11 protein-coding genes are annotated in these 13,617 nt (G+C 72.9%); 1 reads left to right on the forward strand and 10 read right to left on the reverse strand.

Translation table 11 applies throughout. The features are described from left to right. Positions 1–67: 67 nt before the first annotated feature. The 3 genes from I2501_RS17600 to I2501_RS17610 all read right to left on the reverse strand — a co-directional run bounded on the left by I2501_RS17600 (position 68) and on the right by I2501_RS17610 (position 3,814). Positions 68–2,206, reverse strand: a complete 2,139-nt coding sequence (locus tag I2501_RS17600; RefSeq protein ID WP_196194986.1) for an ATP-binding protein — start codon at positions 2,204–2,206, stop codon at positions 68–70. Next, positions 2,203–2,949 (reverse strand): DUF4255 domain-containing protein, encoded by a 747-nt coding sequence (locus tag I2501_RS17605; protein ID WP_196195062.1) that lies wholly within the window; start codon positions 2,947–2,949, stop codon positions 2,203–2,205. Before I2501_RS17605 ends, I2501_RS17600 begins: the two co-directional genes overlap by 4 nt. Positions 2,950–3,154: 205 nt before the next feature. Continuing rightward, positions 3,155–3,814 carry a helix-turn-helix transcriptional regulator gene (locus I2501_RS17610; RefSeq protein WP_196194987.1) on the reverse strand — a complete coding sequence of 220 codons (660 nt, stop codon included), beginning with the start codon at positions 3,812–3,814 and terminating at the stop codon, positions 3,155–3,157. A 279-nt stretch (positions 3,815–4,093) separates the two neighbouring features. Between I2501_RS17610 and I2501_RS17615 the strand changes: the two genes are divergently transcribed. Further along, a complete protein-coding gene (locus I2501_RS17615) occupies positions 4,094–7,138 on the forward strand; it encodes an AAA family ATPase (RefSeq protein ID WP_196194988.1) in 3,045 nt (1,014 codons plus the stop codon). 181 nt (positions 7,139–7,319) lie between these two features. Here I2501_RS17615 and I2501_RS17620 read toward each other — a convergent pair whose 3' ends face one another. The 7 genes from I2501_RS17620 to I2501_RS17650 all read right to left on the reverse strand — a co-directional run bounded on the left by I2501_RS17620 (position 7,320) and on the right by I2501_RS17650 (position 13,493). After that, positions 7,320–7,547, reverse strand: a complete 228-nt coding sequence (locus I2501_RS17620; RefSeq protein ID WP_236046533.1) for a hypothetical protein — start codon at positions 7,545–7,547, stop codon at positions 7,320–7,322. Positions 7,548–7,646: 99 nt separating this feature from the next. Then, positions 7,647–8,477 (reverse strand): helix-turn-helix domain-containing protein, encoded by an 831-nt coding sequence (locus tag I2501_RS17625; protein WP_196194989.1) that lies wholly within the window; start codon positions 8,475–8,477, stop codon positions 7,647–7,649. Continuing rightward, positions 8,474–8,986: a DUF6879 family protein gene (locus tag I2501_RS17630; RefSeq protein WP_196194990.1), complete on the reverse strand. Its 513-nt coding sequence runs from the start codon at positions 8,984–8,986 to the stop codon at positions 8,474–8,476. Before I2501_RS17630 ends, I2501_RS17625 begins: the two co-directional genes overlap by 4 nt. Then, a complete protein-coding gene (locus I2501_RS17635; RefSeq protein ID WP_196194991.1) occupies positions 8,970–9,185 on the reverse strand; it encodes a hypothetical protein in 216 nt (71 codons plus the stop codon). Before I2501_RS17635 ends, I2501_RS17630 begins: the two co-directional genes overlap by 17 nt. A 185-nt stretch (positions 9,186–9,370) precedes the next feature. Beyond that, positions 9,371–11,992, reverse strand: coding sequence for an ATP-dependent helicase HrpB (gene hrpB / locus I2501_RS17640; protein WP_196194992.1), 2,622 nt, complete (start codon positions 11,990–11,992; stop codon positions 9,371–9,373). Between the two features lie 45 nt (positions 11,993–12,037). Further along, positions 12,038–13,213 carry a baeRF3 domain-containing protein gene (locus I2501_RS17645; protein WP_215909703.1) on the reverse strand — a complete coding sequence of 392 codons (1,176 nt, stop codon included), beginning with the start codon at positions 13,211–13,213 and terminating at the stop codon, positions 12,038–12,040. A gap of 103 nt (positions 13,214–13,316) precedes the next feature. Beyond that, positions 13,317–13,493 (reverse strand): hypothetical protein, encoded by a 177-nt coding sequence (locus I2501_RS17650; protein ID WP_196194993.1) that lies wholly within the window; start codon positions 13,491–13,493, stop codon positions 13,317–13,319. Positions 13,494–13,617: the final 124 nt, after the last annotated feature.

Here is a 13,617-nt window from a genome sequence, read left to right on the forward strand (position 1 = left end):
ACTGAGCGGCCGAGCGGCTGACTCGGCGAGCAGGAACAGGCACGACGGCTGGTGACGGAAGGCTCCGTCACCAGCCGTTGTCGTCGTCCAGGACCAGACGCCCGGCCTTGCGGTACTCGCGCTGAGCGCCCGTCAGCAGGTCGGCGTCGGTGACGGCCTCGCCGCGACCGGCGGCGGCGTAGGCGGCGGTGACCACGGCGCTGCGGATCGACCCTCCGGCCAGCTCGAACTCCCGGGCGCAGCGCCCCGGGTCGATCCCCGGCACGCAGGGCACCGAGGCCAGGCTGTGCCGCCACAGCGCCAACCGCTGTGCGGCGTCCGGGAAGGGGAAGTCGACCACCAGGTCGAGGCGACGGGTGAAGGCGTCGTCGATGTTGGCGCGCAGGTTGGTGGTCAGCAGGGCGATGCCGTCGAAGGACTCCAGGCGCTGGAGCAGGTAGGCGCTCTCGAGGTTGGCGTAGCGGTCATGGGCGTCCTTGACCTCGGAGCGCTTGCCGAAGACGGCGTCGGCCTCGTCGAAGAGCAGCACCGCGTCGGTGCGGTCGGCCTCGGTGAAGATCCGTTCCAGGTTCTTCTCGGTCTCGCCGATGTACTTGTCGACGACCGAGGAGAGCTGCACCACGTAGAGGTCAAGGCCGAGTTCGGCCGCGACGACCTCCGCCGACAGGGTCTTGCCGGTGCCGGAGTCCCCCGCGAAGAGCGCCAGCACGCCACGGCCCCGCCCGCCTCCGGCGCTCAGCCGCCAGTCGCCGAGGACCCGCTCGCGGTGGCGGGAGCGCAGGGCGAGTTCGTGCAGGTGGGCCAGGGGCGCCTCGGGCAGCACCAGGTCGTCCCAGGTCACGGCGGGACGGATGCGGCGGGCGTGCTGCTCCAGGCCGGAGGCGGACTGCTGGCGGGCGGCCAGCCGCAGGTGGGAGCCGGAGAGCGGGGCGTCCTCGAAGGCGGCCAACTCCTGCGCGGCGCGGGCGGCGCGGCGGATGTGCTCGCCGCCGAGCCGGTAGGGGGCGACGACACCGGCCAGGTCGGCCGGTCCACCCCCGGTGGCCTCGGCGCTGCCGAGCGCCGCCGACCACGCGTCCAGGTCGCCCGCGCGCTGCCTGGGAGCATCGAGCACCAGCGGGTCGCGGTGGCCGTCGCACCACTGCGGGTCGTACGGCCGGGTCCCGGCGAGCAGCACCGGCACGTCGGAGACGGCCAGCGCGCGGATCAGCGGCCCCGGCCGGTCGGGCAGCGGGGCGACCACGACGGCGCACCCGCGCAGCCGGGCCTCACGGAGCAGCGCGGCGATCTCGTGGTCGGTCTCGTGGTACCGGGCCTCGTGGTACTGGGGGGTCTCGTGGTCGCGGGAGTCGGCGGGCGCGGGCGCGGAGGCGCGGGGGACGTAGTGCAGCGCCTCCTGTCCCGCGACGGCAAGTGCGGCGGCGGCGCAGGCGAGGCCGTCCCCCTCGCGTTGCTCGCGCAGATAGACCGTCAGCGGACCGGCGGCCAGGCGCTTGCCGAGCCGCTGGGGCAGGGCATCGTGCTGGAGCCGGACGAGCGGCGCGGCCAGCGCCCGTACCCGGCCGCCGAGCGTGGGGTCCTGGGTGTCGTCCCCGAGCAGGTGCGCCACGACCCGGTCCGGGACGGACAACGCGCGGCTGAGGAAGGGCCGGTCGGGCTCCTCGATCCGCAGCAGGCCGAGGGCGGACAGCGGCGCGGCGGGGTGGAACCGGGCGCGCCCCTCGGCGGAGTGCGCGGGCAGCCCGCAGAGCTCCAGCGCCAGGCCGACGGTGGCGCGGCGGCGGCTGACGTCGTCGTTGAGGTAGCCGTAGAGCGGCTCGAAGGCGCGCTGCAGGTCGGGCGCGAGCGCGACGAGCAGCAACTGGACGTCGAGCACGGTCAGGCCGAGCCGGACGGCGAGTCGGTAGAGGCGGTCGTCACCGCCCTCCGGCCGCGCGGCCTCCTCGGCCTCTGCGGCGTCCTCGAACTCCGCGGCGTCCTCGAACTCCTGGGGTCCCGGCAGTGGCGCCTCCGGGACGGGCCCATCCGGCCCGGCCGACGCGGCGTCGGCGCGCAGCAGCAGGTGACGGGCCGCGTCCGGGGAGAGGTAGAGGCCGCGCAGCGGGTCGTCCGCGGTGGGGTCGTCGGCGCTGCGGAGCGCGACCAGCCGCGCCACCCGCTCCCGCAGCCGGTCCAGTCGGGCGAGCAGCGGAGCGGAAGGGTTCACTCCGACACCGCGCCCGACGGCCTGCCCGAGCCGGGCCTGCGGGTGCGCGGCACCGGCGCCGTCGCCGGGCTGCCGCTGCTGCCGTCAGCGCCGCCCGCGGTGCTGCCTCCTGCGCCGCCTGCGGCCAGATGCCGCGCCGGGAAGTGGCGGTCGGGTGAGTCCTCCAGGTCGCCCTCGATGCCGCGCACCCGCACGCCCAGCTCGGTGACGGGCGGCCCGGCGTCGTACTCCGGGTAGGAGAGCATCGGGACGGTGACCACCACGTCGAGCGAGGCCTTGAGCTCGCCGCCGAGCGCGGACCAGATCTCGGCGGTGGAGCGGGCTTCCATCTGCAGCGAGGCGACGGAGAGCGGCACGGTGAGCCCGAGCGCCGCGAGCGAGCCGGTCAGCTTCTCGGGCGGCAGCAGCTCGTGCGGCAGCAGCGTGGCCAGCACCGCGGAGAGGATCCGGTGCTCGTCCTGCGGCTGCTTGGTCCAGGCGGTGACCAGGTAGGAGAGCCGGAACCAGCGCGGCGGCTGCCGCCTGCGGACGGTGACGCCCTGTTCGTTCCTGACCGAGACGTGACCGCGCTCGCGCCGCAGCGTGTCCTCGCGGATGTCGTAGAGGTAGCAGTCGACCGTGGGAGAGTTGCGCCGGGCGGCCCAGTCGCGGGTCGGCGCGTCGAGGGCGATCTCGACGCCGCTGCCCGCGAGGGCGCCTCCGGTCAGCAGCCCCTTGAGGACCTCGTCCACCTCGTGGATCACTGCCGCGCCCTCACTTGCCGTTCGTCGCCTGGTGGTCTGGCGCACCGGTCGCACGCCCCGGTCCCGCCCGTCGGCCGCCCCGCCGTGAGGCAGGCGCACCCGGCGGCCATCCTGCCGCGCGGGGGGCGTGCCCCGGTAGGCGTTCCAGGGACGTTGTGAAGGCATTGTGTGTTGCCCCCAGGGGCATCTGTGTGTGCCCCAACCGTCAGATGTAGCCTTCCCTCAGGGCATAGGCCACGGCGTGAGCCCGGTTGCGGAGTTGGAGCCTGGTCGTGAGGCCGTGCATGACGTTCTTGACGGTTCGTTCGGAGTACGAGAGCTTGCTGGCGATTTCCGCGGTGTCCAACCCCTCGGCGACCAACCGGACGACGTCCACCTCGCGCGGCGCCAGACCGTGCACGGGTGCGTCGGAGGATCCGGAGGTGCCGCGCTGCATGGTGCCCACCTGCGTGATCAGCCGACCCAGCAGGTCAGCCGGAAGATCCCCCTCGCCCCGGGACGCGGCCAGCACCGCCTGGTGGAGCCGGGGCCCGGTGGCCTCCCGCCGCCACACTATGGCGCCGACGCCGCACTCGATCACCTGGAGCAGCTCGGCCTCGCGGACGGCGGTGGCGACCAGGACGGCACGGGTGCCGTCGGTGCGCGTCAGCCGCCGCAGCGAGGAGAGCGTCGGTTCGTCCGGGGCCTCGGCGACCAGCACGGCCACCGCGCCCGCCCGGCCGGCGACCGTCTCGACCATGTCGACGCCCGGCTGTTGGCGCAGCTGGCTGCGGACGCCCGCGAGCGAGACCGGGTCGTCCGCGTACACCGCAACCGGGATCGTGCCCACGACGTCCGTCGATCCGGAACCCATTCGCACCACCATGACCCACCATCCCCACGATCCGGGCCTGCTGACCGAAATGACGAAGTTGCCCCAGATGACTGCAAGTGTCCGGTGAACGGCACCACCTGCGCAATCGTGGGCGACCACGAGATGAACCACGAACATGACAAGTCGAACCACATCAGGGCGCACCACGGCACGCACCACTGCACGGACCACGGCACCGACCACGACAGACCCCACGAACAGCACCGCGACCGGCCCCATGAGAGGCACCACACCCATCACGACGTTCCCCCGGCCCTCCAGGAGGCTCCGATGACCTCGACCGGCTCGACCGGCAGGCAGCTCGGCGACGGGCCGCTGTGCGAACGGGAGGACGCCCTGCGCCTGGTGGCCGCGGAGGCGCGGCGCGCCCGGTCCGGCTCCGGCCGGCTGGTGCTGCTGCGCGGCGCCACCGGGACGGGACGCAGCGCACTGTTGGAGGCGGTCGCGGCGGACGGCACGGCGCAGGGGATGCGCGTGCTGCGCGCCCGGTGCTCCACCGAGCGCTCCGGCACCGAGTACGGCGCTCTGCGTCACCTCCTGGTCGGGGAACAGAGAGCTGACACAACATTAAATCCAGTCAATGGCACGGCAGTTGCCGATCAACTCTGGCAACTGGTCCGGAGCGCGGCCGCGGGGATGCCGCTGCTGCTGGCGATCGACGACGTCCACCTCGCAGACCCCGCGTCGCGACGCTTCCTGACCGAGGCCGCCCGGCAGTTGGACACCCTGCCGGTGCTGATCGTGGTCACCGAGCGCGGCCAGTACGACATCGCCGCGCCGGTGCCGGGGCTTGCCCACACCCTCTCGCCGACGCTGGTCCGCGGCCATGTCCTCGGCCCGCTCAGCCGCGCCGCCGCGGAGGCGATGGTCCACGGCCGTCTCGGCGGACGCGCCACCGACGCCTGGGTGGACGGCTGCCTGCACGCGAGCGCGGGCAACCCGCTGCTGCTGCGCGCGCTGTTGGACGACCTCGACGTCGCGTTCACGACGCCTCCGGCGGACCGGGCGATTGCTGCTGGACTCCCGCAGGACTCGCCGGACTTCACGCAAGACTCGCCGGACTTCGCGCAGGATTGGCCTGCCTTCCCGCAGACCTGCGCCGACCTCTATCCGGGGGCCTTCGCGGCGGCCGTCACCTGGTGGCTGGAGAGCGCGGGCCCGGAGACCGCCGCCGTCGCCCGCAGGCTGGCCGACGTCGTCGGCCCGGCAACGGACGCCGCCGCTCCGCAACTCCCGCTTCCGGAGGGCATGTCGGACGACGTCGATCTGGTCGCCGGGGTCACCGGAACCGACCCCTCCCGGGTGGCGGGCTGGATGACCGCGATGCTGCGGCTGGGCCTGCTGCGGGAGACCCGTGGCCGGGTCCGGTTCGCCCATCCGCTGCTGCGCGACGCCGTGCTCGACGGCTGGCAGCGAGCCGACCGGCAAGCCGCCCACCGCGACGCCGCCGCCTACCGGCAGCGCCGGGGCGACCCCACCGAGGCGGTCGCCGCCCACCTGCTGCGCACCCACGCCGTCGGCGCGGTCTGGGCCGTCGACGTCCTGCGCGACGCGGCGGCCACCGCCGCCCGCGCCGGTCGCACCACCGACGCGGTGACGCTGCTGCGCCGCGCGCTGGAGGAGCCGGTCCCCCGCGTGCGCCGGGCGGAGGTGCTGACCGAACTGGCTTCGCTGGAGCTCGCCTCGTTGCGCGGCACGGGCATCCCCCGGCTCGCCGAGGCGCTGCGGCTGCGCGAGGAACCCCGGGAGCGGGTCCAGGCCACGGTCGCGCTGGGCCTCGCGATGGCCCGGCGCGGCGAGGCCCAGGCCGCCGTCGCCCTGCTCCAGGACCTGGACGCGGGCGGCTCGTTGACCGACCAACCAGCTCTGGCCCGCACCGTCCGGCTCGCCTCGGCGCTGCTGTCGGACCACGACCGCGAGGTCCGCCGCGAGGTCTACGACGAGCTGCACGAGTCCGCCGACCGTGACCCGGCACTGTTCGGCCCGGCCGAACAGGCGCTGCTGGTCCGCCACGAGACGACCGCCGGTCTGCTCTCCGCCGACGAGGCGATGCGGCGCCTCCGCGCCCTGCTCTCCGCCGACGAGGACCCGCTGCTGATGCCGTATCTGCTGGGCACCGCCGCAGCGGTCGCACAGTGGGCCGACGCGCTCGACGACGCCGACCGGCTGGTCCGGCAGGGCCTGTCCACCCATCGGCTGCCCCCGCTGCACCCGATGCACCAGGCGCTGCTCAACACCCGCTGGGACGTCATGGCCGCGCGCGGCGACCACGCCCGGCTGCTGGCCGAGTTCGAACGCCGGGAGGGCGGCACGTCGGGGCGGGCGGTCCGGCCGGGCAACCTGCTGGCCCATGTCGTGATCGCGCTCGTCGAGACCGGCCGGCTGGACGAGGCCGCCCGCCTGACCGCGAGCGTCGACGTCCAGATCAGTCACGTCCCGGACGACACCTGGGAGTTCAACCGCTTCCTGTACGCCCGGGGTGTCGTGCGCGCGGCGTCGGGCGAGTTCCAGGAGGCGGTGGACGACTTCCTGGAGTGCGGACGGCGGCAGACCTCGCGCGAGGTGGTCAGCCCGGTGGTGACGCCGTGGCGCTCGGCGGCGGCCGAGTGCCTGCTGGCGCTAGGCTCGCCGCAGTCCGCGCTGCCGCTGGCCGAGGAGGAGTTCCGGCTGGCGTCGGTCTGGGGCACCCCGCGCGTCCTCGGCCGCGCGCTGCGCGTGCTGGGCGCGGTCAGCAACGGCCGCCGCGGCCTGGAGCTGACCGCCCGCGCGGTCGAGACGCTGCGCGGCGGCGACGCGGACGCCGAACTGGCGGCGGCGCTGATCGCCCAGGGCCGCCGGCTCACCGCCGCGGGCCAGCGGCTCCAGGCCCGCGCCCTGCTCCGCGAGGCCACTGCCGTGGCCGAACGCCTGGGCTCCGCACGGCTCCTGGACCAGGCGGAACAGGCGCTCCGCACCGGCAGCCCCCGCCTCCGCGTCACCCACCACAGCGGCGTGGACGCGCTCACCGAGAGCGAACTCCGCATAGCCCGCCTCGCGGCCGACGGCCGCACCAACGCCGAGATCTCCGCACTGCTCCACCTCGCCCGGCGCACCGTGGAGACCCATCTCACCAGCACCTACCGCAAACTGGCCATCCGCGGCCGCAACGAACTCCCCTCCGCCCTCGACTCCACCCCACCCTCCCGCCTCTCCCTCCGCGCCGTCCGCCCCTCCGGCCCGGACCCCGACCCGAGACCGACCGCAGGCCCCCAAATCCCCTACCAACTCCGCCGCGAGGCCCCAACTCCGCAGGAGATCCACGGCGAGGCGCAGTGACGTCCGCCTGCGGCGACGGGTGGAACCGGCCGGACCCCTCCCCGGCCCCGGTGGTCCTGCTCGATGTGGTCTGCCAGCATCTCCGCGTGGTGGACAGCAGTCCGAGGCATGTCCAGATCTGCCGCGCGGCGCTGCTCGCGCTGGAACGAAGCGCACCAAAAGCAGCCCGCAACCGGGGTGTTCATGCCGTCGTCTCCCGCTGGATCTTCTCCAGAACGGCCGCCAGCGCCTCGGCCACCTCCGCCGTGCAGCCACCCAACTCCACGAAGGGGGTCTCCCTGACGGGGTGTGAGCCGCGCAGCGACGGAATGGTGATGCCGTGCGCGGTGAGCGCGTTCCGAAGCCGCTCCGCCGCCACAATGGCGAGCCGGTACGGATCCGTTCTGATATCCCGCTGAGTGATAGTCACAGTGGTGCTCCCTGCGGCCAGTTCGTATCGTCTTCTTGATGACGATGTTCGACCGGCCGGCGGAGCGGATCCAGTCCCATTCTCCTTGTGGACTAAAGATCAACGGAAGAGCTGCGCCCATTCCTCAAGACGAATACGCGCCGCGTCCCCCCATAGTGCGTGAGCCTCGTACGACGAGAACTCCGCAAGGTAACTCTCAACATCTCGGGCGTCCTTGAGCACCATCACTCCCGTCGAGGTCTCCACTGTGGCCAGGCTGCGGTCGTAGACCGTGAAGACGTTCAACGGTGTCAGTGGAACATGACCGGCAAGAGGAAGCACGCCCAGTCGTACGCTCGGCAAGCGACTGACAGACACGAGGCGGTCGATTTGCATCGCCATGGCCGGCCTGGGGAGCAGCGGCCATCTGACCGCCTGTTCCGTGAGCAGAAACGTGAATCGCTTGGACGCGTCGTAGAGGACGGACTGGCGGTCAAGCTTTCGGGAAATCGCCTGTGAGTGATCCCCCGGAACGTTGGCCAGGGTCGCTCGAATATACTCGGGCGTGGAGAGCAAGGAGGTAATTATGGTCGGCAGGAAGAACCGGAATTCGGCTGACATCCGCTCCAGGTCGGCAAGTTCGCTCTGCTTCTTCTCAAGCCCCTTGCGACGCATGGACCGGAAGTCCTGCCACTCAGTGTTGGCAATGCGGGTCAGAGCGCCGACCTCGGCTATCAGCCCTGCTGGGGCGTCAAGTGCCCGTAGGATGCGCTCCACGTCGACCAGCGTAGGAACGGTCTTCCCGGTTTCAATCTTGGAGATTTTGGATTGTGACATATTGCAACGCTGAGCGAGCCGAACCCCTGAGAGTCCGGCCCGCCGCCTGAGCGTTCTCAATGTCTCTGCCAGGTCTGCCTTGCTCTGCCCCAGCTGGTCCGGGTCGAGCGTCACGCGGTCACATACTCCCCGAAGGGGACGGACTCAGCAACAGCGATGCGCTGTGCCTCGGCGAACGGCTCGACATCGCCTTCGTGAAGCACCCGGTTGATCTGGGTTCCGTCAGCTTGGTAGTTCATCAGCACGACCGTTGAGCGATCGAACATCCAGAAGTCCTGGAAACCCTCCAGGGGGTTTTCTCGGTCGGTCACGTCGAGAATCCGGATGTCCTCGCCGGCCTGGGCGCTGTGACGGTAGTATCTGGCGAATTCAAAGCGCAGATAGTCACTCAGTGGACGACGCAGGACATGAACTCTTCCCATTGCGCGCCCCTCGGCCTTGTGACGCCGGATCTGAGCGGTCCAATCATCCTCTCGGACCTCGAGGAACCTCGCCCCAGCGCGAAACTGAGCCAGTTCGTCGGCTTCCTGGGGCACGATGTACTGAGGGAGCGTCTCCAACCGCCAAGCCTCCCGCTTGAAATCGCGGAACTTGGCCGCCCATTCCTCACCAGCCAAGAGCACGAAAAGCCTCCTTCAGGACCGCTTCGGGAATCTCCACAAGCCCCTCCCCCTCCGGGGGCTGGAAGCCGGCGAAGTGTTCGCCCTGGACGACGAACGTGCCACGGTCCGTTCGGTAGACGTTCGGGCAGTCCCCCTGCCCACACTCGCCAGACCCCTCCCCGCTTCCGGTGAGCCGGGTGAGTCCGATCTTCTCCGCCATGGTGGAGGTCCCTTCCCGCTGGGCACCCAGCGCGCCCTGGGCACGAAGGTAGGCGGACTCTCAATACATCGTCTATGCCGCAACGGAGTTATTCCCGTCATGGAATAGTTGACCAAGAAACGGGAGAGCTCCGCTGGTCACCCGACTCGATGACAGTCAAGGCAGCCAACGGCCGCATCCGACCCCTACCGGCGCGGGTTCGCGCGGCGCGTGGGCTCGGCGGTGGTGGGGTCTTCGGGCCAGGGGTGGCGGGGGTAGCGGCCGCGGAGGTCGGCGCGGACGGCGCGGTAGCCGTCGCGCCAGAAGGAGGCGAGGTCCGCGGTGACGGCGGCCGGGCGGCCCGCCGGGGAGAGCAGATGGATCGTCAGCGGGACGCGCCCGCCGGCGAGGCGGGGAGCGGTCTGCCAGCCGAACAGCTCCTGGAGCTTGACCGCGAGGACGGGCTGGTCGGCGGAGTAGTCGACGCGGATCCTGGACCCGGTGGGGACGGTGATCCGCTCGGGAGCCAGCTCGTCGAGGCGGCCGGCCTCGCCGGAGGCCCACGGCAGCAGCCGGGCCAGGGCGGTCGCCGTGGGGACGCGTTCCAGGTCGGCGCGGCGGCGGGCGCGGGAGAGTTCGGGCTCCAGCCAGTCCTCGGCACGCTCACGCAGGGAGCCGCCGTCGACGGCGGGCCAGGGGTCGCCCAGCACGCGGTGCAGGAAAGCCATCCGCTGTCGCAGGCTCGTCGCCTCGGCCGACCAGGTCAGCAGCTCCTCGACGCCCTCGACGGCGAGACCCTCCAGCAGGGCCGCCCGCAGCAGCGCCCGGTCCGGAGCGGCCAACGGCTCGGTGGCGAGTTCGACCGCGCCGAGCGCCTCGACGCGGCGGGCGGCGACCTCGCCCCGCCTCGACCCCGGCGGGACCGCCCAGCGGACCTCCTCACGATCCGTCAGCAGCGGTGCCGCGCACATACGGGCGGTGGCCTCGTCCGTCGCGGCGGCCAGCTGGACCCGCGCCGAGGGCGACCCGGCCGGGCGGTCGGCGACGGCGACCGCGATCCACTCCGCGCCGGACAGCGCCGACCCGGCGCCCGTCGCGGCGGCGGTGCCCGAGGCCATCAAGTAGGCGGATGCGGCGCCGGGTTCGGGCTTCTGCAGTGCCCCCGGCCGTGACCCCGGGCTGCGCCTCCTGGCGATGCGTTCGGGGAAGGCCAGCCCGGCGATCAGCCCGGCCGCCTCGGCGTCGCCCACACCAGCTGGTGCTTCGTCCGCGTCCGGGTGCCGACGCAGCCGTCGCACCTCGTCGCGCCAGCGCGCCGCGTAGGGGTCGTTGCCCTTGCGAACCGCGCGGCGGACGGCGGCGAGGTCGTCGCCCAGCGCACGCGGCGGCTCCTCGGAGAGCAGCGCGACCAGCTCGGCCGCCGGGCGCTCGCCGACGAGCGGCGCGCCGTCGAGCAGCGCCCGGCCGAGCCGGGGGTGCAGGCCGGTGCGCGCGATCCGGACACCCCGTCCCGTGGCGCGGCCCTCGGCGTCGACCGCGCCCAGCGCGGTCAGCGTGGTGTGCGCGGCGGCCATCGCACCGGCGGGCGGCGCGTCGGGCAGGGCGAGTCCGCGAGCGCCGGGCGCTCCCCAGCAACTGGCCTGGAGGGCGAAGGAGGTGAGGTCCGCCTGCATGATCTCGGGCGTGGGCAGCGCCCTCGCCAGCGCGTCCTCGGCTTCCGCCCAGCAGCGGTAGACGGCGCCGGGCGCCTCCCGGCCCGCTCGTCCGGCGCGCTGGCGTCCGGTCGCCAGCGAGGACCGCACGGTCACCAGCCCGGCCAACCCACGGGCGTGGTCGGTACGCGGCTCACGGGTCAACCCGCAGTCGACGACGGTGCGCACCCCGGGCACGGTCAGCGAGGACTCGGCGACCGACGTCGAGAGCACGACCCTGCGGCGGGAGCCGGGCGCGAGGGCGGCGTCCTGCACGGAGCGGTCGGCCCGTCCGTGCAGTTGCAGCACATCGGCAGTGTCGCGCAGGCCGCCCAGCAGACCGGCCACCCTGCCGATCTCGCTCACGCCGGGGAGGAAGCACAGCACGTCGCCTTCGCGCTCGCGCAGCGCCCGCAGCACGGTCGCCGCGACGTGCTCCAGCAGGGCCGGGTCGGTGCGCAACCCCTGCGGCGGCCGGACCGGGCGGGGCGGCGGCGACCAGATCACCTCCACGGGATGCTGGATCCCGTGCGCCTCGACGACGGGCGCGGGCCCGTCCGCGCCCCCATCCGCCCCGCCATCCGCGCCGCCATCCGCGTCGCCTCCGCCGCCGCCGAGAAGCCGGGACCACGCGGCGGTGTCGGAGGTCGCCGACGCGCACACCAGCTGCAGTTCGGGACGGAGCGCGGCCCGCACGTCCAGCAGGAAGGCCAGCGCGGTGTCCGCGTCGAGGTGCCGCTCATGGCACTCGTCCAGCATGACGAGGTCCACCCCGGCGAGTTCCTGGTCGCGCTGCAGGCGTTGCAGCAGGACGCCGGTGGTGACGACCTCGACCACGGTGTCCGGGCCCACCCGCCGCTCGCCGCGCACCGTGAAACCGACCCGCTCCCCCACCGGCTCGCCCAGCATCCACGCCATCCGGCGGGCGGCGGCCCGTACCGCAAGCCGCCGCGGCTCGGCGACCAGCACCCGCCGCGACGGCGTCCCGTCCAGCAGTCCGGCCAGCGCCAGCGGCACCAGCGTCGTCTTCCCCGTCCCGGGCGGCGCCTCCAGCACCGCCGCCCCGCGCGACTCCAGGGCGCGTCGGAGCGCGGGCACGGCACTGCGTACGGGGAGGTCAAGGGCGGCGAGGTTCACCCCCGCAGTCTCCCCGATCCAGGCCACGGCCGAGCACTGCGTCCGTCAGAAGCGCAGGACCGCCGCGACCCCGTCCGTCTCGGCGAGCGTGCCGTCGGGCACGAACAGAACCTCTCCGTCCGCGCGAATCGTGTTCTCAACCAGCTGCTCGACGATGTCCGTGGCCACGCCCAGGGAGTGCGGGGCCGGTCCGATGTCCCGCTTCGGATTCGGCAGGGTGACCGGTTCCTGGACCGGTTCGAGCTCCAGCTCGCGGCGGTCGTCGGAGATGCGCCCGGCGATCACCTGGCCTTCCTCCACGACGAGCAGCCGGACCCGCTTGTCCGCGACGGCTGTCCACACCTCCACCGGGCCGCCCGCGAACTTGCCCTGCGAGCGTGCCGTGTCCATGGCGGCGAGCGCTCCGGCGACCTGCTGGGCGTCGAACTCGTCGAGGACGGGCGTCAGCCGCTTCACCAGCTCCCGCGCCGGAACGGTCTCCATGCCGGTCAGCGGGAGAGTCCCGGCGATGAGGTCCGCCAGGTCCGTCTCCTGCCGGAACATCGTCAGCATCTTGGGGCTGCCGACCAGGAAGAGCGGCGGCCTGCCCGCCTCCTTCACGGCGTCCCCCAGGCGGGAGTTGACGGCCCGAAGGTACTGCTTCAGATAGGCCTCGTGATCCTCGTACGGCGCGGAGTGCGGGATCGGGCCGGGGATCGCGTCCTCGGGCGAGGGGATCTGCGGGCTGTCGGGGAAGCCGTGCTCGGTGACCTCCGTCAGCTCCCGCCACGCCCCTCGGAACAGCCGGCTCAGCTTCTGGTCGAGGACCAGCACCAGGTACGGACGCGCGCCCTGCTCCGCCGCCACCAGATACCGGGTGAGGAACGTGGTGCCGAACTCCACGCGCGGCACCACCGCCCACGGTGAGGTGAAGTGCCACACCTGGACGGGTTCGCCCGCGGCGACGTAGGCCACCATGGCGTCGCCCGACCGGTCGGAGTCCCGCGCGACCTCGATCACGTCGGGGTCCAGCTTGTGCCGGGTCAGCTCCAGCCGGTCGTCACGGTCCACGTCGGGGTCGTCGGCGAGCCTGCGCTTCGCCTCGGTGAGCACGTCCCGCAGCAGGATCCGGGTGTGGTCGTCGGAGGGGGCCTTCGGGTCGCTGGGCAGGACCAGTGTGATCGCCGGGTAGGGCCGCGGGCTGCGCAATGCGGCCAGTGCTTCGGGAGTCACCTCGGGCATGTGCACCACATCGCTCGTCAAGGGGCCCGCTCAGGGCCCAGCCAATGAGGGCCTCCGCAGGGCCCGGTGGGTCAGAGGCCTGGTGAGTCAGAGGCCCGGTGGGTCAGGGAGCCCAGTGGCCGTCGGGCTGGCGGAACTCGTGCGGTCGCTGCCGCTTCCGGTCGAGCTGTTCCTTGGACTGGCGGATCGCGTGGGCCAACTGCGTGTGGAAATACAGCAGCTTTCCCTGCCCGCGTGCGCCGAGGCCGTGGTGCCCCTTCACCGCCATGCTCTTGCTCATGACTCTCCTCCCCTCCAGGGATGCCGAATCATGCCGAACCGATCCCTTTACGCTACGACGCCCTCCCCGCCGCTGCGACCGGGCAGGACGCTCGGCGGAGTCAGGCAACGGGCACGAAGGTCGG

The sequence above is a fragment of the Streptacidiphilus fuscans genome, assembly GCF_015690355.1.
Classification (GTDB): domain Bacteria; phylum Actinomycetota; class Actinomycetes; order Streptomycetales; family Streptomycetaceae; genus Streptacidiphilus; species Streptacidiphilus fuscans.